Annotated in this window: 13 protein-coding genes; all 13 read left to right on the plus strand. The window is 72.6% G+C overall.

Annotation, left to right across the window (positions count from 1 at the left end; all coding sequences use genetic code 11):
* Positions 1 to 165: 165 nt before the first annotated feature.
* The 13 genes from glgP to PKF00_RS31935 all read left to right on the plus strand — a co-directional run bounded on the left by glgP (position 166) and on the right by PKF00_RS31935 (position 19,626).
* Complete coding sequence (gene glgP / locus PKF00_RS31875) at positions 166 to 2,748, plus strand: alpha-glucan family phosphorylase (RefSeq protein WP_271221401.1); 2,583 nt, start codon at positions 166 to 168, stop codon at positions 2,746 to 2,748.
* A gap of 230 nt (positions 2,749 to 2,978) precedes the next feature.
* The gene (locus tag PKF00_RS31880) at positions 2,979 to 5,099 is read left to right on the plus strand and encodes an amylo-alpha-1,6-glucosidase (protein ID WP_271221402.1); all 2,121 of its coding nucleotides are present in this window, start codon (positions 2,979 to 2,981) and stop codon (positions 5,097 to 5,099) included.
* A 57-nt stretch (positions 5,100 to 5,156) separates the two neighbouring features.
* The gene (locus PKF00_RS31885; protein ID WP_271221403.1) at positions 5,157 to 6,263 is read left to right on the plus strand and encodes a glycosyltransferase family 4 protein; all 1,107 of its coding nucleotides are present in this window, start codon (positions 5,157 to 5,159) and stop codon (positions 6,261 to 6,263) included.
* A 160-nt stretch (positions 6,264 to 6,423) separates the two neighbouring features.
* Complete coding sequence (locus PKF00_RS31890) at positions 6,424 to 7,197, plus strand: enoyl-CoA hydratase/isomerase family protein (RefSeq protein WP_271221404.1); 774 nt, start codon at positions 6,424 to 6,426, stop codon at positions 7,195 to 7,197.
* Between the two features lie 99 nt (positions 7,198 to 7,296).
* Positions 7,297 to 7,731, plus strand: coding sequence for a hypothetical protein (locus PKF00_RS31895; RefSeq protein ID WP_271221405.1), 435 nt, complete (start codon positions 7,297 to 7,299; stop codon positions 7,729 to 7,731).
* Positions 7,728 to 8,951 carry a DUF6395 domain-containing protein gene (locus PKF00_RS31900; protein ID WP_271221406.1) on the plus strand — a complete coding sequence of 408 codons (1,224 nt, stop codon included), beginning with the start codon at positions 7,728 to 7,730 and terminating at the stop codon, positions 8,949 to 8,951. The genes PKF00_RS31895 and PKF00_RS31900 overlap by 4 nt, the downstream gene beginning before the upstream one ends.
* A 34-nt stretch (positions 8,952 to 8,985) precedes the next feature.
* Positions 8,986 to 10,680: a flavin monoamine oxidase family protein gene (locus tag PKF00_RS31905; RefSeq protein ID WP_271221407.1), complete on the plus strand. Its 1,695-nt coding sequence runs from the start codon at positions 8,986 to 8,988 to the stop codon at positions 10,678 to 10,680.
* Between the two features lie 66 nt (positions 10,681 to 10,746).
* Positions 10,747 to 11,268, plus strand: a complete 522-nt coding sequence (locus PKF00_RS31910; RefSeq protein ID WP_271221408.1) for a YbaK/EbsC family protein — start codon at positions 10,747 to 10,749, stop codon at positions 11,266 to 11,268.
* Positions 11,269 to 11,399: 131 nt separating this feature from the next.
* Positions 11,400 to 13,808 (plus strand): serine/threonine-protein kinase, encoded by a 2,409-nt coding sequence (locus tag PKF00_RS31915; RefSeq protein ID WP_271221409.1) that lies wholly within the window; start codon positions 11,400 to 11,402, stop codon positions 13,806 to 13,808.
* Positions 13,805 to 15,853, plus strand: a complete 2,049-nt coding sequence (locus tag PKF00_RS31920) for a protein kinase domain-containing protein (protein ID WP_271221410.1) — start codon at positions 13,805 to 13,807, stop codon at positions 15,851 to 15,853. The genes PKF00_RS31915 and PKF00_RS31920 overlap by 4 nt, the downstream gene beginning before the upstream one ends.
* 275 nt (positions 15,854 to 16,128) lie before the next feature.
* Complete coding sequence (locus tag PKF00_RS31925) at positions 16,129 to 17,511, plus strand: serine/threonine-protein kinase (protein WP_271221411.1); 1,383 nt, start codon at positions 16,129 to 16,131, stop codon at positions 17,509 to 17,511.
* Between the two features lie 339 nt (positions 17,512 to 17,850).
* A complete protein-coding gene (locus PKF00_RS31930; RefSeq protein WP_271221412.1) occupies positions 17,851 to 18,654 on the plus strand; it encodes an electron transfer flavoprotein subunit beta/FixA family protein in 804 nt (267 codons plus the stop codon).
* A gap of 18 nt (positions 18,655 to 18,672) precedes the next feature.
* Positions 18,673 to 19,626, plus strand: a complete 954-nt coding sequence (locus tag PKF00_RS31935) for an electron transfer flavoprotein subunit alpha/FixB family protein (RefSeq protein ID WP_271221413.1) — start codon at positions 18,673 to 18,675, stop codon at positions 19,624 to 19,626.
* Positions 19,627 to 20,038: the final 412 nt, after the last annotated feature.

Below are 20,038 nucleotides of genomic sequence, written 5' to 3' on the forward strand. Positions count from 1 at the left end.
GAAGAGTGCGGGACCTCTTACTGTTCGGCGAGTTGTCGTCCCGCCGTAGCCTCCCCGGAGATCATCTCGGCTTTGATGTGTTTGGAGCCGATAGATAGCGGTGAGGGGGAGACGCGTGAGTGTCCGGGTCGCCGTTGTGGCGCTGAGTAACTAGGGTCTGGCAGCGTGAGAGCAATCCGTAGGTTCACTGTCCGCACCGTCCTTCCACCGGAGCTGGCCCCCCTCGGCGAGCTTGTGCACAATTTGCGCTGGTCATGGCACCCCGAGACCCTCGATCTGTTCGCCGAGGTCGATCCGGCGATCTGGGAGCGGGTCGGCCACGACCCGGTCGCGCTGCTGGGCGCCGTCGAGGCGAGCCGTCTGCGCGAGCTGGCGTCCGACCGCCGCTTTCTCAGACGCGTCGCGGACGCGGCCGACGACCTCCGCGAGTACATGACCGCGCCCCGCTGGTACCAGACCATCGCCGACGCTCCCCGGGCCGTCGCCTACTTCTCCCCCGAGTACGGCATCGCCGCCGCGCTGCCGCAGTACTCCGGGGGCCTGGGAATCCTCGCGGGCGACCACCTCAAGGCCGCCAGCGACCTCGGCGTGCCGATCCTGGCCGTCGGCCTGCTGTACCACCACGGCTACTTCACCCAGTCCCTCTCACCGGAGGGCTGGCAGCTCGAGCACTACCCATCCCTGGACCCCGGCGGGCTGCCGCTGACCCTCCTGAAGGAGGAGGACGGCACGCCGGTCCGCGTCGCGATCGGCCTGCCCGACCGCCGCACCCTGCACGCCCAGGTGTGGGTGGCCCAGGTCGGCCGGGTCCCGCTGCTGCTGCTCGACTCCGACGTCGCGGAGAACGACCCCGCCGCGCGCGACGTCACCGACCGGCTGTACGGCGGAGGCACCGACCACCGCCTGATGCAGGAGCTGCTGCTGGGCGTCGGCGGCGTCCGCGCCATCCGGGCCTACTCCCGCGTCAGCGGCCACCCGGAGCCCGAGGTCTTCCACACCAACGAGGGCCACGCGGGCTTCCTCGGCCTCGAGCGCATCCGTGAGCTCACCGAGGCCAGGCTCTCCTTCGACGAGGCGCTCGAGGCGGTCCGCGCCGGCACGGTCTTCACCACGCACACCCCCGTCCCCGCGGGGATCGACCGCTTCCCGGCCGAGATGATCGCCCGCCAGTTCGGCGGGGACAACGCCTGGCCGACGGTCCCGGTCGAGCGCATCCTGGAGCTCGGCGCGGAGGACGAACCGGGCAAGTTCAACATGGCCGCGATGGGCATGCGCCTGGCCCAGCGGGTCAACGGCGTCTCCGAGTTGCACGGCGCGGTCAGCCGCGAGATGTTCCAGGGCCTGTGGCCGGGCTTCGACGCCGCCGAGATCCCGATCGGGTCGATCACCAACGGCGTGCACGCGCCGACCTGGGTCGGCCGCGAGATCATGGAGCTGGCGGGCAGGGAGCTGCCGACCCTGGTCGAGCGGGCCCAGGGCTGGGAGGGTCTCAACAAGATCTCCGACGTGGACGTCTGGAGCATCAGGGGCAGGCTGCGGGCCCGCCTCGTCGAGGCGGCCAGGCAGCGGCTGCGCAGGTCCTGGCTCGACAGGGGCGTCTCGCGCGCCGAGCTCGGCTGGATCGACGACGCCCTCGACCCTGACGTGCTGACCATCGGCTTCGCCCGCAGGGTGCCCTCGTACAAGCGGCTCACCCTGATGCTGAACGACCCCGAGCGACTCAGGGAGCTGCTCCTCGACCCGGAGAAGCCGGTCCAGATCGTGATCGCGGGCAAGGCGCACCCGGCGGACGAGGGCGGCAAGAAGCTCATCCAGCAGATCGTGAAGTTCACCGACGGGGAGGACGTGCGGCACCGCATCGTCTTCCTGCCCGACTACGACATGGCTCTGGGCCAGCTGCTCGTCCAGGGCTGCGACGTGTGGATGAACAACCCGCTGCGCCCCCTGGAGGCGTGCGGCACCTCCGGGATGAAGGCCGCGCTGAACGGCGGCCTCAACCTGTCCATCCGCGACGGCTGGTGGGACGAGTGGTACGACGGCACCAACGGCTGGGCCATCCCCACCGCCGACGGCGTCGCCGACCCCGACCGCCGCGACGAACTGGAGGCGAACGCCCTCTACGACCTGATCGACCACGAGGTGGCCGACCGGTTCTACGACCGTGCCTCCGACGGCCTGCCGCTGCGCTGGCTGGAGATGGTCCGGCACACCCTGACCTCGCTGGGCCCCAAGGTCCTCGCGGGCCGGATGCTCCGCGACTACGTGATCGACCTCTACGCCCCGGCGGCCGGGTCCGCGCGGGCCCTGTCCGCCGACGGGTACGACCCGGCCAAGCACTTCGCCGCCTGGAAGCTCAGGGTCCACCAGGCGTGGCCCGGGGTGCGGGTCGAGCACGTCGAGGCCTCGAACCTGGGCGACACCCCCGAGGTGGGGGCGTCCCTGGAGCTGCGGGCGACCATCGCCCTGGGCGACCTGCAGCCCTCCGACATCCGTGTCCAGGCCGCCTACGGTCCCGTCGGGCTGCACGACGAGCTGGTCGGCCCCTCCTACTCCGACCTGGCCCTGGAGACGGAGGCGGACGACGGCAAGGCGGTCTTCAGCGGCACGGTCCCCCTCGAACGCACCGGCTCCTTCGGCTACACCGTCAGGGTCGTGCCCGACCACCCCCTCGTGGTCGCGCCCTCCGAGCTGGGACTGATCGCGGTCCCCGAGGAACCCGTCGGCATGACCAACGGCACCCTGCGCTGACCCGGACCGTCCGGGGCGGGTTCGCGGACCCGCCCCGGACGCCTCGGCCCCGCCCGGCGTCCGCTCCCGGGGTCCCGGAGGGACGGCTGTGTTCACCGATCGGGAAAGGCGACGGCTGAAACCCTTCTGATCAGGCAAAACGCGCCCACAGAGCTTTCCGGGGCCGTTCTTTCCCGCGCCGAGGGGGGAATGGCTATAGCGCCGAGATCCCGCAGACCCCGGAGAGAAGATTGAACGCCTGGACGTTCGAAGGACAGCCCGGCGCACTGGGTGACACCACGGTGACCCTGGTCGAAGGCGGCTCCTTCTGCGTGTGCTCCCGCAGCGGGGACATCCTGCAAGGCGGCGCGCAGGGGGTCTACCACGCCGACACCCGGCTGCTGTCCCGCTGGGAGCTGAGGGTCGACGAGGTGGCGGTCGAGCCGCTCAGGGTGCTGGCGGGCGAGCCGTACCACGCGACGTTCGTCGGCAGGGCCGCGCCGCGTCCAGGGCGGGCGGAGAGCAGCCTGCTGGTGATCAGGGACCGGTACGTCGGCGGAGGCCTCCGCGAGGACCTGACCCTGCGCAACCTCTCGGACGAGCCCGCCGGATGCGTGGTCGACCTCCACATCGGCTCCGACGTGGCCGACCTCTTCGAGGTGAAGGCGGGCCGGGTCCGGCACGTCACCGACGTGGAGATGACGGCCGACAGGTCGGGGCTGCTGATCTTCTCCGCCACCCGGTCGCGCGGGACGAGGGTGGTCACCGAGCCCGCGCCGTTCGCCGTGCCCGGCGTGCTCATCTTCAGGGTCGTCGTCCCCGCGCGGGGCGAGTGGAAGGCGACGCTGCAGGTCAACCCGATCCTGGAGGGGGAGGAGTCGCCCGCCTGGTTCTCCACCCACCGCCCGGTCGAGCACGCGGAGCCCGCCAGGCGCCGCGCCGACTGGGAGCGCCTCAGCCCGTCCGTCACCACCTCCAACCGCGCCCTGTCCCAGGTGATCCACCGCTCGCGGGAGGACCTGGGGGCGCTGCGTCTCTTCGAGCCCGAGCGGCCGGAGGAGCCGCCGACGATCGCGGCGGGCGCTCCCTGGTTCATGACGCTGTTCGGCCGTGACTCGCTGCTGACCTCGTGGATGGCGCTGCCGCTCGACCAGTCGCTGGCGCTGGGCACGCTGCGCCGCCTCGCCAGACTCCAGGGCAAGGTCGACGACCCGCTCACCGAGGAGGAGCCGGGCAAGATCCTGCACGAGCTGCGTTTCGGCGTGCAGACGGGCGCCTCGCCGCACGGCGGTCACGCGTACTACGGCTCGGTCGACTCGACCCCGCTGTTCGTGATGCTCCTGGGCGAACTGCGCCGCTGGGGGGTGCACGAGCAGGCGGTCGAGGAGCTCATGCCGTACGCCGACGACGCCCTTGACTGGATCACCAGGTCGGCGGACCCGTTCCTGTCCTACCGCCGCAGGACCGACCAGGGCCTGATCAACCAGGGCTGGAAGGACTCCTTCGACGGGGTCAACTTCGCCGACGGCACGCTGGCCCGCGCCCCCATCGCCCTGGCCGAGGTCCAGGGCTACGTCTACGCCGCCTACATCGCGCGCGCCCACTTCGCCCACCAGGCGGGCGACACCGGCCTGGAGGAGGAGTGGAACGCCCGCGCGACCCGGATCAGGGACGCGTTCAACGAGCGCTTCTGGCTGCCGGGCCGGGGATACTACGCCGTCGGGCTCGACGGCGCGGGACGCCCCATCGACAGCCTCGCCTCCAACATGGGGCACTGCCTGTGGACGGGCATCGTGGACGAGGACCGGGCCGCCTCCGTCGCCGAGCACCTGCTCTCGCCGGAGATGTTCACCGGGTACGGCGTGCGCACCCTGGCCTCCACCATGGGCGCCTACAACCCCATGAGCTACCACAACGGCTCCGTCTGGCCGCACGACAACGCGCTGATCGCGGCAGGTCTGATGCGCTACGGCTTCGCCGACGAGGCCAAGCGGATCGCCTTCGGCCTGCTGGACGCGGCGGAGGTCTTCGGCTGGCGGCTGCCCGAGCTGTTCTGCGGCTTCGACCGCGCCGAGTTCGCCTGGCCGGTGCCGTACCCGACCTCCTGCTCCCCGCAGGCGTGGGCCGCCGCGACTCCCATCCATCTCGTCCGCACCCTGCTCCGCCTGGACCCGTGGATCCCCCACGGCCGGGTCTGGGTCGACCCGGTCGGGCTCGAACGGCTGCGCGTCACCGGCCTGCCCCTCGACGGCTCCCGCGTCACGATCGAGGTCGACGGTTCCGAGGTCTCCGTCACCGGTCTGCCCGAGGGGATCACCCTGCTCAACGAACCGCGCCACCCCACGACCGCCTCCCTGCGACACGTCCCCTGACAGCTCGTCACTCGATTCGGATTCTTCGCGGGCCGGACGGCCGTAGGTGAGGTTGACATGATTGCCGTAACAGGTGTTCCCCGCCGGCGTGACGCGATGCGGATCGTCATGGTCGCGCCTCCCTGGTACGACGTGCCGCCCAGGGGGTACGGGGGCATCGAGTCGATGCTCGCCGAGCTGGTCGCGGGGCTGTCCCGGCGCGGGCACGACATCACCCTGATCGGGGCCGGCAGGGCGGGGACGTCCGCCAGGTTCCTGGCCACCTACGCCGAGCCGCCCTCCGAGCGGATCGGCGAGCCCATGCCCGAGGTGCTGCACGCGGCCAAGGCGTACGCCCTGGCGGTCGACGTCGACGCAGACATCGTCCACGACCACTCGCTGGCCGGGCCGCTGAGCGCGGCGGCGCGGGCGGTGCCGACCCTGGTCACCTGCCACGGCGAGGTCAACGGTGAGCTGGGGGAGTACTACCGGGCACTCGGCCCCGCCGTGTCGACGGTCGCCATCTCCGAGGCCCAGCGGCGGCTCGCCCCCGACCTCACGTGGGCGGGGGTGGTCCACAACGCCGTCGAGACCGAGTCCTTCCCCTTCGGGGAGCGCAAGGAGGACTGGGTGCTGTGGCTCGGCAGGCTCAACGAGGACAAGGGGGCGCACCTGGCCATCGACGCCGCCAGGGCGGCCGGGCGCAGGATCCTGCTGGCGGGCAAGCTCACCGAGCAGGCCGAGCACGACTACTTCGAGCGGGAGGTCAGGCCCAGGCTCGGCCCCGACGCCGAGTACCTCGGGCAGGCGGACGCGAGCCGCAAACGCGAGCTGCTGGCGGCGGCCCGCTGCCTGCTCTTCCCGATCCGCTGGGAGGAGCCGTTCGGCATGGTCATGATCGAGGCCATGGCCTGCGGCACCCCGGTGGTCGCGCTGAACCGGGGGGCGGTGCCCGAGGTGGTCGTCGACGGCGTCACCGGGTTCGTCAGGAACGAGGTCGAGGAGCTTCCCGAGGCCGTCGAGGCGGCGGGCGCGCTCGACCCGCGCGCCTGCAGGTTCCACGTCGCGGAGAACTTCGACGTCGAGGTGATGACCGCCGGGTACGAGAGGGTCTACCGCCGGGTGATCACCACCTCGGCCGAGCCGGAGGAGGGGACGAGGGACCTGGCGCTGCCCGTCACATGATCCGGGCCCTATGTTGGTCTGGCGAGGCCGGTCCACCGGCGCCGGTGTGACGGTGCCGATGTGACGGCGCCGGTGTGACGGCGCCGGCGCGGCGGCGTGCACGTGACGCCGCCCGCGTGACGGCGTTCGCATGACGGCATCTCCTGCGGAAGGGACGACCATGGGTGAGTTCGTGCGCGTTGAGAAGGCTGACGGGGTCGCGACGATCAGGCTCGACCGGCCGAAGATGAACGCGCTCAACCGGCAGACGCAGGCCGAGATCGCGGAGTGCGCCCGGCAGGTGGACGCCGATCCCGAGGTGTACGCCGTGGTGCTCTACGGAGGGGAGCGGGTCTTCGCGGCGGGCGCCGACGTCAAGGAGATGGCGGACATGCCGTACGCCGAGATGGCCCTGTACTCGGCGACCCTGCAGGACTGCTTCACCGCCGTGGCGAGGATCGGCAAGCCGGTCGTCGCGGCGGTCACCGGCTACGCGCTGGGCGGCGGGTGCGAGCTGGCCCTGTGCGCCGACATCCGGATCGCGGGCGAGTCGGCCAAGCTCGGCCAGCCGGAGATCCTGCTCGGCATCATCCCCGGCGCGGGAGGCACCCAGCGGCTTCCCCGGCTGATCGGCCCCGCGAAGGCCAAGGACCTCATCTTCACCGGACGCCAGGTGACGGCGGAGGAGGCGCTGCGGATCGGCCTGGTCGACCTCGTCGTCCCGGACGCCGACGTCCACGCCGAGGCGCTCGCCTACGCCGCGCGCTTCGCCGGGGGGCCCGCCCTGGCCCTGCGCGCGGCCAAGCAGGCCGTCGACCGCGGCCTGGAGTCGGACCTGGACACAGGACTCGAGATCGAGCGCCTGCAGTTCTCCGCCCGGTTCGCCACCGAGGACGCCAGGATCGGCATGCGCGCCTTCACGGAGAAGTCGCAGGCGAAGTTCACCGGCCGCTGACCGGTCCCTTCGAGCCGGTCTTTCCATGGCCTGTGCGGATTTCGGGAGCTTCGGAAGACCGTCCTGGTAGATCGTGCTTTGCCGGTATCGTGCCGGACTATGGTGCGGTTGAGGAAACGCGCGCTGCTGCCTGCCCGGCTGCGGCGCGCGGTGCGCGGATGGTTCGACTCCCGATACATCTCCAGGGCCGACCATCGGCAGGACATCAAGGACGCGCTCTGGGAGGTCCAGACGCTGGCCAGGGAGGTCACCGCGCTGCGCGCCGAGGTCGACAGGCTCGGCGCGCGGGTGGACAGGACCGGGCCCGAGCAGGCGCAGGTGCGGCGCTGGGACGACGCCGACCGGCTGGCGCGGGAGACCGCGGTCGCCCTGGACCAGGTGCTGCAGAACGAGGTCCTGCTCTGGCAGGCCGTGGACGGCCTCAGACCGGACGGTCCCGCCCCGGGGACGCCTCCGGGGAACGGGCTCGCCGCGGGCGCGTCGCCGGGCGGCGCCTCCACGACGCTGGAACGCTCCCCGGGGAGCGCCGCGTGAGGGTGACCTGGACCCAGGAGGGCGGCGTCATACGTCTCGCCTTCCGGCTGGACGCCGACGACTCCATCACCGGGTTCTGCGCCGACGGCCAGCCACTGAGACTGGCCACGAACTCCTGCAGGGTCGAACTGCCGAGCGTTCCCCGCGACGTCCACCCCGACCTGTCGGCCCTGGCCGCGTGGACGGTCGTCGCGCCGTGGACGCGGCGCGAGGTCACCTTCGACAGGCCGGTCTCGCCCGAGCTGGCCGCGGCGCTCCACGAGGGGTGGGGGGTCGAGGCGGGTCCCGTCGGCGGGACGCCGCGTTCGGGAAGCAGGCTGGCGATCTCCTACAGCGGCGGCGCGGACTCGGTCGCGGTGGCCGCGATGCTGCCCGACGCGCCGTTCGTGCACTTCCAGCGGGTCTCCCACCCCCGTGTGCCCAACCGCTGGACCCACTACCGTTCCGACGTCCTGGCCAAGCTGGCGGAGCGGACGGGGCGCGAGCTCACCGTCGTCCGCTCCGACCTGGAGTTCACGCTCGCCGAGCCCCGCCCCGGCTACCCCGAGCACCACGCCGTCGCCGTGGGGGCGCTGCTGCTGGCCGACGAGCTCGACCTCGGCGGCCTCGCCTTCGGCTACGAGCTGGGCTCGCGCTGGCTCGGCGGAGACCGCTACCTGCTCAGATACACCCCGGACAATCCGATGTGGGCTCCGCACGGGGCCTGGGGCAGGGCCTTCGCCGCCGCCGGGCTGGACATCGTGCTCCCGGTCGGCGGGGTCAGCGAGGCCGTCACCATGCGTCTCGCCCTGGGCTCCGGGCTGCGTGAGCAGGTCCGCTGGTGCCTGCGGGGGGTCGACGGCCCCTGCGGGACCTGTGGCAAGTGCCTCTACAAGGAGCTCATCCAGGCCGCCGTCGAACGCCGCCCGCTGCACACCACGGTCGGCCCGAAGCGCCCTGTCGCCCGCAAGTGGCAGGAGCCCCCGCCGTACGGCGGGCAGGAGATGATCGAGTACGGCTGCGCCAGGGTGCCGGGAATCGAGGGCACGGTCTTCGGCAGGGCCGCGGGCTTCCTCGGCGCGACCGAGGCGTCGACGGCCTGGCTCGACCGCTGCTACCCGCCCGCCGTCCAGGAGATCCCCGAGCCGTGGCGCAAGCAGGTCCACGACTTCATGGCGGCGGAGGTCGGGTTCATGGACGACGCCCAGGCACGCCGCGTCGAGACCTGGGGGACGTCGTGAGGGCGCGCGGCGGGGAAGGCGCGCGGCCGATCCCGTGAGCGACTCCGAGGAGACAGGCGGGGACCCGGCGGACGAGCCGGGCGCGAAGGGGCCGCTTCCCGCGGCCGGGGCCGCCGCGGACGGGCGGGACCACGGCGCGCGCCGTACCTCGGACCGGCGGGGCGGCGCGGGCGCGATGACGCGCAGGGCGCTGCTGGTCGGCGTGGGCGCGGCAGGCGGGGCGGGGGCCATGTTCGCGGCCATGGGGGCGCTGGGCCTGGCTCCCGAATCCCACGCCCCCGAGCGGAAGGACTTCGTCCCGCCGCGGCCCTCCGACTTCTCCCTCAGCGGCAGGGGAGCGGCGAAGGTGGTGGTCCTCGGGGCCGGGGTCGCCGGGCTGACCTGCGCCTACGAGCTGGGCAAGGCGGGCTACGACTGCACGGTCCTTGAGGCGGCCGACCGGGTCGGCGGCCGGAACCTCACGCTGCGCGCGGGCGACCGGCTGGCGGAGAACGGCGGGCGGACCCAGACCGCGGCCTTCGAGGAGGGGACCTACTTCAACGCGGGTCCCGGGCGGATCGCGCCGTGGATGGTCGCCATGGACTACTGCCGTGAGCTGGGCGTGCCCATCGAGACGTTCGTCAACAACAACGCCTCCGCCTACGTCTACACGCGCGGCATGAGCGCCCCGGTCAGGGCGCGCACCGCCCGCGCCGACATGTACGGCTACGTGGCCGAGCTGCTGGCCAAGGCGAGCAGCGCGGGCGCGCTGAACCGCAGGTTGACCGGGCAGGACAGGGAGCGGCTCGGGGAGTTCCTGCGACGCTTCGGCGACCTCGGCCCCGACCTCGCCTACCGGGGCTCGACGCGGCGGGGTTTCGAGACCTACCCGGGGGTCGCCGACGGCGTCCCCCTCGGCGCGCCGCCCTCGCTCGCCGACGTGTTCGCCGCGGGCATGGGCAGGGCGATCACCATGGACTTCGGCTACGACCAGGCCATGCCCATGTTCCAGCCGGTCGGCGGCATGGACGCGATCGTGACCGCGCTCGCGGGGGCCGTCGGCCGCGACAGGATCAGGACGGGCTCCCGCGTCACGGGCCTGAGGAACCTGCCGGACGGCGTCGAGGTGACCCACCAGGGCGGCACGGTCCGCGCCGACTACTGCGTCGCGGCCCTTCCGCCCCACCTGCTCGCCCGCCTGCCGCACAACCTGGGCTCCTCCGTCGCCGCCGCCCTGCGCGCCCCCGTCCCCGTCGCCGCGGGCAAGATCGGCCTGGAGTACGGCAGGCGCTGGTGGGAGATCGACGACCGCATCTACGGCGGGGTCACCGAGACTGACCTGGACATCACTCACATCTGGTACCCCTCGCACGGCTACCACTCCAGGAGCGGCCTGGTCGTCGGCTACTACAACACCGAGGAGAACGCCGAGCTGTACGGCAGGCTCCCGCACCATGAGCGCCGCGCCCGCGCGCTCACCCAGGGCAAGAAGATCCACGGCGAGAAGTACCGCGCCGAGCTGCGCTCCAGCCTCTCGATCGCCTGGCACAGGCAGCCGCACATCGAGGGAGGCTGGGTCCGCTGGCCGTCGTACGAGGGCGGTTTCGCGCTCCTGCAGCGTCCGGCGGGGCGGGTCTACTTCGCCGGTGACTGGCTCACCCACCTGGTCGCCTGGCAGGCCGGGGCCATGGAGTCCGCCAGGAAGGCCGTCACCGAGCTGCACAGCCGGGTCATGCGAACGCCGTCCTGATCCCCTCGCGACGGCCGTACAGTCTCAGGGACGAACCGTGGGACGGACGAGCCGAGGGAGACGAGGATGGCGATCGGGACGCTTGACTGGGTGAGCGCGGCGGACAGGCCCGAGCTGCTGGCCGAGCCCGTGGCACGGGCGGTCGTGGGACTCGAGGGCGTCGAGGTGGCCGAGATCGATCCGGGGCTGGCGGACACGGCGGCGTTCTGCGAGCGTTACGGCGTCGGCATGGACGAGTCGGCCAACTGCGTGATCGTGGCGGCGAAGCGGGGCGGGGAGGTCAGATACGCCGCCTGCATGGTGCTCGCCACGACGAGGGCCGACGTCAACGGCGTGGTGAGACGGCACCTGGACGCGAGGAAGATCTCGTTCGCGCCGCAGGACGACGCCGTCGGGCTGACCGGGATGGAGTACGGCGGGATCACCCCGCTCGGGCTGCCGGAGGACTGGCCGGTGCTCGTCGACGCCGCCGTGGCGGTCCACCCGGGAGTGGTGATCGGCAGCGGCGTCCGCCGCTCCAAGCTGGCGGTGCCGGGTGCTCTGCTGGCCGGTCTGAAGACCGCGCAGGTGATCAACCTGGCGAACTGACGCAGAAAAGAGATTGAGTGTTACCCGGGTTTGGGAAACCGTTGAGGTCTGGCACACGTTATTCCATCGGAGAATATGGCCTGATGGTTCATCTCATGGGCGGGGTTTAAGCCGGTATGGTTCTTCATGCCATGAATCAGGACGACCGACTGGGCCCGTACCGACTGCTCCGGCGGCTCGGTGAGGGCGGCATGGGCGTTGTCCACCTCGCCGTCGACCCCCAGGGGCGGCAGGTGGCCGTGAAGGTCCTCCGCGCGGAGGTGGCGGGCGACGACGTGGCCCGGCGCAGGCTCTCGCGCGAGGTCGAGACCATGCGGCGGGTGCGCAGCGAGCACATCGCCGAGGTCCTCGACGCCGACGTGACGGGCCACCGGCCCTACATCGTCACCCGTTACGTCCCGGGCCAGCCGCTGGACGACCACGTCAAGCAGGAGGGTCCCATGGACCTTCCCGCGCTGCTCAAGGTCGCCCACGGGGTGGCGTCCGCGCTCGCGGCCGTGCACTCCGTCGGGGTGACCCACCGTGACCTCAAGCCGGGAAACGTGCTCATCCTGGACGGTCAGCCCGTCCTCATCGACTTCGGCATCGCGCAGGCCGCCGACGCCACCCGGCTGACCCAGACCGGCATGTTCATCGGCACGCCCGGTTACCTCGCCCCCGAGATCATCGAGGGGCACGAGGCGGGACCCGAGGTGGACGTGCACGCCTGGGCGGGCACGCTGGTCTTCGCCGCGACCGGCCAGCCGCCCTACGGCAAGGGCACGCTGGAGATGATCTTCTACAACATCACCGCGGGCAGGGCGAACGTGGACGCCGTCCCGCAGCCCCTCCAGCCGGTGCTGCGCGCCGCCCTCCAGCGCGATCCCGCCCGGCGTCCCAGGGCCGCGGAGCTGGCCGCCCAGATGGAGCGCCTGATGGCGCAGTCCGGCCGCCCCAGGGTGCCCGACGAGATCCCCACGGTCTCGCACTTCGACGACTCCGGTCAGGCGGGAGGCCCCGGCCTGCCCACGGGCCCCTACGTGCCCACGGGGCTGGGGCCGCGCCCGGGACAGGGCTCTCCCGGCCGCTCGGCGGGCCTGCCCACGGGGCCGTACGTGCCCACGGGGCCGGGGTCGCGTCCGGGACAGGACGCCTCGGGTCAGTCGGCGGGCCTGCCCACGGGTCCCTACGTCCCCACGGGTCCCGGCTTCCATTCGGGGTCTCCCGGTCAGCCGGGAGGACAGGCGGGCCACGGCGGTCCCACCGGGCCCGGCCACACGGGCGAGCGAGTCGACCCCGGTGACGTGCCGACCCCGGTCGCGTCCAGGCCCGGGGCGTCGACGCCCTGGCCGCCGCCTCCGGTCTCCCCGCCGCACGACTACGTCTCGCTGCTCGGCGAGCAGGAGGGGCCCGACCCGTGGCCGACCCGCAGGGTCACCGCGGAGGAGCTCCGTCAGGCGGCGGTGGCCCAGCAGGCGTCCTACGACCAGCCGACCGGTCTGCTCGACCCGCAGGAGGCCCCCACCAGAGGGCTCTCGACCGGGCCCGGCGCGTTCACCGGGCCCGGCGGGTCCGCGGGCTCGCCGCGCGCGGGAGGCCAGACCGGCGATCACTCCTCGCGGGAGGTCCCGAACAGGTTCGCGGCCACGCCGCCGGCCGAGGACGGCGACATCCCGACCCAGCGCGTCCGGCCCCAGGACCTGCAGGAGTACCTCCGCAACCAGGCGCCGTCGTCGAGCCAGGCGCAGTCGCCGGGCCCGGCGCGGAGCCGCTCCGCACAGCCCGTCTCGTTCGAGCAGACGCCGCAGGTCAGGCAGCACGGCACGCCGCCGCCCTACCCGTATCCACACCCGCATCCCCAGCAGCGGCAGCCGTACCAGCAGCAGCCCTACCAGCAGGAGCCGTACCACCAGGCGTCCGCGCAGGCCCGTTCGGGTCAGGGTTCCGGGCACGCGTTGCAGCGTTCCAAGGCGTACACCGTCACGAGCGCGCTGATGCTGATCGTCATGACGATCGCGGCCGTTCTCGCGCCCGTCCTGGTCGCCGCGGTCGCGATCCCCTTCGTGATCCTGCTGCGCGCGGCCGACATCGCCCAGCCCCAGCTCAGCGCCCGCCGCCCGGCGGAAGAGGCCTCGGCCGACGTCCTGCGGGTGCTCGGCCAGCCGGCCGCGCTCCTGAAGTCGGCGGGCGTCACGCTCGCGCTCGTGCCGTACGGGCTGATCCTCGGGCTGCCGGTGACGCTGCTGCTGGCCGTGCTGGTCGCGAAGATGCCGGCCGCGAACGCGCTGAGCTGGGGCTCGGCGGTCGCGCTGTGGACGATCTGCGCGGGCCCCGGCGTGGAGGGCCCAAAGCGGCAAATGCGACGTACGCTGGCATCACTGGTGCCTTCCCGTAACGTGGCCGCCATCGCGGCCGGGGCGGTGGGCGTGGTGACCGCGCTGATGGTCCTCCTGGCGATCGGCACGGTGGGGACACGGGCACGGCAGGCGCGCTGGGCGCCGCTCGACGTCGGGACGGTGGAGACGCAACTGCAGGAACTACAGGCTAAGGCGGCGCGATGACGGGGGAGACACAGGCGCCGGAGCGGCTGGGTCCGTACCGGCTGCTCCGGCAGATCGGCGAGGGAGGCATGGGGGTCGTCCACCTCGGCCTCGACGAGGACGGCCGGGAGGTGGCCGTCAAGGTCCTGCACCCGCATGTGGCTGCCGACCTCAAGGCGCGCGACCGGCTCACCCGCGAGGTCGAGACCATGCGCCGGGTGCGCAGCTCGCAGGTGGCGGAGGTGCTCGACGCGAAGCTGACCGGCAAGCAGCCCTACATCGTGACCCGCTTCGCGCCGGGCCGCACGCTGGAGGAGATCGTCCTCGCCGACGGTCCGCTCGACCCGCACGAGGTCGTCAAGCTCGCCAGGGGGCTGTGCGCGGCGCTGGTGGCGATCCACGCCGCCGACGTCATCCACCGTGACTTCAAGCCGTCCAACGTGATGATCGTCGACGGTGAGCCGCTGGTCATCGACTTCGGCATCGCCCACCTGGTCAACGCGACCCGGCTGACCCAGACCGGCATGTTCGTCGGCACGCCCGGCTACCTCGCCCCGGAGATCATCCGGGACTCCGAGATCACCCAGGCGGCCGACGTGCACGCGCTGGCCTCGACGGTCTTCTTCGGCGCGACCGGCAAGCCGCCGTTCGGCACCGGCAGCTTCGAGGTCGTCTGCTTCAACATCATGGAGGGCCGGGCCAACATCGACCTGGCCCCCGTCTGGCTGCGCGGGTGGCTCAGGCAGGCCCTGGCCGTCGACCCGGCCGCGAGGCCGAGCGCGCACACGCTGCTGCGCATGGCGCGCGACCTCGACCCCACGGTGACGGCCTTCCACGAGACGGCGCCGCCGACCGCCGTCCTCGACGGGGGCACCAGGGTCCTCGACACCAACGGCACCAAGGTCCTGGGCCAGGGCACGTCCCCGTCGTCCTCCGCTCCGCCCTCGCCGCCGCCTCCGGCGAACGGCACCAGGGTCCTGGGCCAGGGCACGTCCCCGTCGTCCTCGCCGCCGCCGCCTCCGGCGAACGGCACCAGGGCGCTGCCCCAGGACGGGACGTACTCCGACCTGCTGCCCCCGGTCGAGTACGCCAAGCCGGAGCGGCGCGAGCGCAAACCGCGCCCCGAGCCCGGCTCCCAGGCGGGGAGCCCGCCGCCGTACGTCCCGGCCACGCAGCCGCCGCCGTACGTCCCGGCTCCGCTCTCGGCCCAGCAGCGGGTCGCCCCGCCGCCCCACGCCGACCAGCGGGTCGCCGGGTATCCCGCGCCGCAGCCCACGGCCCAGAACAGGCCGTACGCCCCGCCGACCGAGCCCCGCCCCTACACGCCGCCGCCCGCGCCGCGGCCTCAGCAGCAGCCCCAGCCCCAGCCGCAGTCCCAGCAGCCGCGCCCTCAGTACCGCACCGGCCACCCGCTGGCCGCGGTGCTGCTGCTGACGATCCTGGTCGGGCTCGCCTGTGTGCTGCCGGTGGCGGTGAGCGCCTTCGCCCTGGTGGCGGCGCTCTGCCTCCGCGTGGGCGAATACCTCTTCGGAGACCTGGCCCAGCGCCGTTCGGTGCGGGGCAACAGCTCGGTCGATCCGCTGCTGGCGGTGGTCGGCACCCCGTGGGCGCTGATCAAGGCGGGGCTCGCGACGCTGGTCACGGCTCCGCTGGCCGCGATGTTCGGCATGTGCGTCTGGGGCGCCCTGAGATTCGTCGTGCACCTGAAGACCGACCCGGCCGCGGCCTACGCCGCGGGCGCGTTCGTGGCCGGGCTGTTCGTGCTGCCCGGCGGCGGCAAGCCGCGCAGGGCGGTCTCCCGCGCGCTGACCGGGGTGATCCGCAGCCCGGGGGCCGCGATGGTGACCACGATCATCCTGGGCACGCTGGCCTTCTTCGCCGTGATGGCCGCGCTGACGATGGTGCCGTCCTTCGCGCCGTGGGACCAGCCGTCCGACGTGGTCAAGCAGGTGACGGCGGCCTGGCAGGAGCAGGTGCACACCGGCAAGATCGGTGCGATCGATCTCGTCAAAGGGCTCTTCAACGACCTGATGGCCAGCTTCGGCCTCGGGTTCGTCTCCTTCTGACCGGTCTGTCCGGTCCTTTCTGGCTGGTCTGCCCGGTCCCGGTGGGCGGGAACGTTCCCGCCCACCGGGACCGCTCGCGGTGACCGGACGCCGGGACCGCTCGCCGGGCTCACTCCGCGGGGCGAGCCAGGGGCGGGCGGGGCGATGTGCGGGGCGGCGTGCGGGGAACGTCTGGCTTGTGTTCGGCGCCCTGGCGCGGGTGATTTCTTGGAACCTCTTCGTGCGGGATCGCCTTCGCTGAGGCACGATGAAGGAGACAGGCCGGAAGGAGCCGCATGGGAGCGACCGACGGTGAAAGCCTCGGCCCGTACAACCTGTTGTCGACCCTCGGCGCGGGAGGCTTCGGCGAGGTCCATCTCGCGCTGGACCCCGACGGGCGCACGGTGGCGGTCAAGATCCTGCACCCGCACGTCGCGGCCGACGCGACGGCCCTGACCCGCCTCGCCCGCGAGGTGGAGACCATGCGGCGGGTCGAGGGGGCGCACGTCGCCGAGGTGCTGGACGCCTCCATGGAGAACCCCCGCCCCTACATCGTCACCCGATACGTCCAGGGCCGTCCGCTCAGCGCGGTGGTCTCCGGAGACGGCCCCGTCGAGGGCGAGGACCTCGTACGGCTCGCGCTCGGCCTCGCCGAGGCCCTGGTCGCGATCCACGCCGCCGGGGTCGTCCACCGCGACCTGAAGCCCGCGAACGTGATCCTCACCGACGGCGAGCCCGTCGTGATCGACTTCGGCATCGCCTCCGCGCTCGACTCCGCCTCGGTCACGGTCTCCGGGGCGGTCCTCGGCACGCCCGGCTACCTGCCGCCCGAGGTGCTGGAGGGCGCGGACGCGGGCCCCGCCGCCGATCTCTTCTCCTTCGGCGCCACGCTGGCCCACGCGGCGACGGGACGGCACCCCTACGGCACGGGCCCCGCCTCTGCGGTCGGCTACCGCGTCGTCCATCACGAACCCGACCTGGAGGGGGTGCCGGGCTGGCTCGGACCGGTGCTCCAGGAGTGCATGCGGCGCGATCCCGCGGAGCGGCCCTCGGCGGGTGAGACGCTGGCCCGCCTCGAGGCGGAGGCCCCCGCCGTCCACCCCGCCGTTCCCCGGCCCCGGCGGCCTTTCGCCGCGCCGGCAGGTCAGCGCCCGCCGGCCGTTCAGAGCCCGTCGGCAGGCCGGAGTCCGGCCGATCGGGAGGGCACGGCCGACCCGGGCGGCGTGGCGGCGCGTGGCCCCGGGGGCGTCGCCGGAGCGCCGGCGACGGAGAAGACCGGTGTGCACGCCCTGACGACCAGGGAGTGGCGTCCCGGACGCCGCCCGACGCCGGGCAAGCCCTCCACCGAGGAGGCGCTCAGGCACCGCAGGGCGGTCGTGCACCGCCGCTGGGTCGTCGGCACGGGCCTGCTGGTCTCGCTGGCGGCGGCGACGGCCAGGAGTCCGCTCCCCGAGGTGTCGCTGCTGCTGCTGGCGGGCTACGGTTCGGTGGTGGTCGTCGACGGGGGCGTCGCGCTGTTCGCCAGGAAGGACCGCGTCCGCGCGGTCGTCGACCTGGCCGGCGGTGTGGGCGCCGTCGTGCTGTGGGCGGTCCTCGGGACCTTCTTCAGCACCCTCACCCTGGCGCTGGCCCTGGGAACCGTCGTCTTCGTCCTGGTGGCGATCCTGCTGTCCAGTTGAGCCCTCCGGCTCCCCTCCGAGGGGCCTCCGAGTGAGTGGGACCCGCCCGCGAATCCGGAATATAGCTCGGTACAGTGGAGGCGTGTGACCGATCGGACGGTTGTTCGGTTGTTCGGCGTGAGTCGTGCGGCCTGGTGGCTTGTCCTTAAGCTACCAATCGGTAACATGATGCCGGAGGGCAGGGGAGGGGTGTCCCGACCAGGCCGCCTGTCTCGCGCCCCTCGGGCACCTGGCAGTCTTGGCATCACGTGCACGTGCCCCGCGTGTGCGTAGGGAGCATCCGGCGCCAACCGCAGCGACGCGGTGGCGCACGCGAACACGGGAGGTCGGCCACCGGCCATGAACATCGTCGTCTGCGTGAAGCAGGTCCCCGACACGGCGACCGAGCGCAAGCTGAGGTCCGATGACAAGACGCTCGACCGCGATGCCGCCGACGGCGTCATCAACGAGCTGTGCGAGTACGCGGTCGAAGAGGCGCTGCGCCTGAAGGAGGCGCACGGCGGTGAGGTGACCGTCCTCACCATGGGCCCCGACAAGGCCAGCGACACCATCCGCAAGGCTCTGGCCATGGGCGCCGACAAGGCGGTCCACCTGGTGGACGACGCGCTGCACGGCTCCGACGCCCTGGGCACCTCGTACGCCCTGGCGCAGACGCTCAAGAAGATCGGGTTCGACCTGGTCGTGCTCGGCTCGGAGTCGACCGACGCCCGCACCGGCGTGCTCGCCGCCATGCTGGCCGAGCGCCTCGGCGTCCCCCAGCTCACCTTCGCCAACAAGGTCGAGGTCGACCCCTCCGCGGCCAAGGCGGGCAGCGGCGGCTCGATCGCGATCCAGCGCGTGACCGACTACGGCTACGACAGGGTGGAGGCCTCGCTGCCCGCCGTCGTCTCCGTCGTCGAGAAGATCAACGAGCCGCGTTACCCCTCCTTCAAGGGCATCATGGCCGCCAAGAAGAAGCCGGTCGAGAAGCTCGGCGTCGCCGACGCCGAGATCGACGCCTCCCAGGTCGGCCTGGCCAACTCCTGGAGCGAGGTCGCCGACTTCGCCGCCGCCCCGCCCCGCGCGGCCGGCACGATCGTCAAGGACGAGGGCGACGGCGGCGCGAAGACCGCCGACTTCCTCGCGTCGAAGAAGTTCGTCTGAGAACGGGGGTTAGCTGATATGTCTGAGATTCTCGTTCTGGTCGAGCACGTCGAAGGTCAGGTCAAGAAGGTCACGCTCGAGCTGCTGACGCTCGCCCGCAAGCTGGGCACGCCGTCCGCGGTCTGGGCGGGCCCGGGATACTCCCCCGAGGCCAAGGCCAGGCTGGCCGAGCACGGCGCGGAGAAGATCTACGTCGCCGACTCCGCCGACGTCAACGACTACGTCGTGGCGCCCAAGGCCGAGCTGCTCGCCCAGCTCGTCTCCGAGAAGTCCCCGGCCGCGGTGTTCGTCGCCGCGACGGCCGAGGCGAAGGAGATCGCGGGGCGTCTCGCCATCAAGATCGACTCTGGTGTGCTCACCGACGTCGTGGGCGTCGAGGACGGCCTGGTCGCCGACCAGTCGATCTTCGGCGGCGGCGTCAACGTCCGCTCGCGCGTCACCAAGGGCACCCCGATCGTCGCGGTCCGCCCGAACGCGACGCCGGTCGAGGCCGCGGCGGGCGCGGGCGCGGAGGAGCAGGTCTCCGTGGCCGTCTCCGAGACCGCCAGGTCCGCCAGGATCGTGGAGCGGGTCAAGGAGGAGAAGGGCGCCCGTCCCGAGCTCACCGAGGCCGCGATCGTGGTCTCCGGCGGCCGGGGCGTGGGCTCGGCGGAGAACTTCTCGATCATCGAGAAGCTCGCCGACTCGCTCGGCGCGGCCGTCGGCGCCTCCCGCGCCGCGACCGACGCGGGCTGGTACCCCCACCAGTTCCAGGTCGGCCAGACCGGCAAGACCGTCTCGCCGCAGCTCTACATCGCCGCGGGCATCTCCGGCGCCATCCAGCACCGGGCAGGCATGCAGACCGCCAAGACGATCGTCGCCATCAACAAGGACCCCGAGGCTCCGATCTTCGAGCTCGCCGACTTCGGCGTGGTCGGAGACCTGAACCAGGTCGTCCCGCAGCTGACCGACGAGGTCGCCAAGCGCAAGTAGGCGCCCGGCGGGCACCGCTGCCGGCATCGCGGCGGGCACTGTGGCAGGCATCGCGGCAGGCGCTGTGGCAGGCAGGGCCGCGGGTCGCAGGAACATGAGGAAACGGCGTCGCACCCGGGTGCGACGCCGTTTCGCGTTCTGCCCCTTCCACGGGGTGTTCGCGGTCTTCCACGAAAACACCCACACTTCGGGAGTTCGGCGGCCGAGAGCGTCTCACGTCCAGCGGACGTACGGTGAGCGGTCCGGCGACGGGCCCGTCGCCGGACCGCTCACCGTGTTCTCGCCGACTGGTCGTGCGTACGGCCGGGGAGCTCTCCGGCCCGGGGACGGACGGAGAGCGGTCCGGCACGCTTTCGGCCGGGCCGTCTTCACGATGTGAGGAACCTCAGGCGTCCCCCGACAGTCAGGGGTT

It is taken from the genome of Streptosporangium carneum (assembly GCF_027922005.1).
In the GTDB taxonomy this organism is placed as follows: Bacteria; Actinomycetota; Actinomycetes; order Streptosporangiales; family Streptosporangiaceae; genus Streptosporangium; species Streptosporangium carneum.

Excerpts from the sequence above, each read along its gene's own strand:
- PKF00_RS31920 (WP_271221410.1), top strand. The coding sequence starts at position 13,805 with ATGACGGGGGAGACACAGGCGCCGGAGCGGCTGGGTCCGTACCGGCTG.
- PKF00_RS31895 (WP_271221405.1), top strand. The coding sequence starts at position 7,297 with ATGGTGCGGTTGAGGAAACGCGCGCTGCTGCCTGCCCGGCTGCGGCGC.
- PKF00_RS31935 (WP_271221413.1), top strand. The coding sequence starts at position 18,673 with ATGTCTGAGATTCTCGTTCTGGTCGAGCACGTCGAAGGTCAGGTCAAG.
- PKF00_RS31930 (WP_271221412.1), top strand. The coding sequence starts at position 17,851 with ATGAACATCGTCGTCTGCGTGAAGCAGGTCCCCGACACGGCGACCGAG.
- PKF00_RS31910 (WP_271221408.1), top strand. The coding sequence starts at position 10,747 with ATGGCGATCGGGACGCTTGACTGGGTGAGCGCGGCGGACAGGCCCGAG.
- PKF00_RS31925 (WP_271221411.1), top strand. The coding sequence starts at position 16,129 with ATGGGAGCGACCGACGGTGAAAGCCTCGGCCCGTACAACCTGTTGTCG.
- PKF00_RS31885 (WP_271221403.1), top strand. The coding sequence starts at position 5,157 with ATGATTGCCGTAACAGGTGTTCCCCGCCGGCGTGACGCGATGCGGATC.
- PKF00_RS31915 (WP_271221409.1), top strand. The coding sequence starts at position 11,400 with ATGAATCAGGACGACCGACTGGGCCCGTACCGACTGCTCCGGCGGCTC.
- PKF00_RS31890 (WP_271221404.1), top strand. The coding sequence starts at position 6,424 with ATGGGTGAGTTCGTGCGCGTTGAGAAGGCTGACGGGGTCGCGACGATC.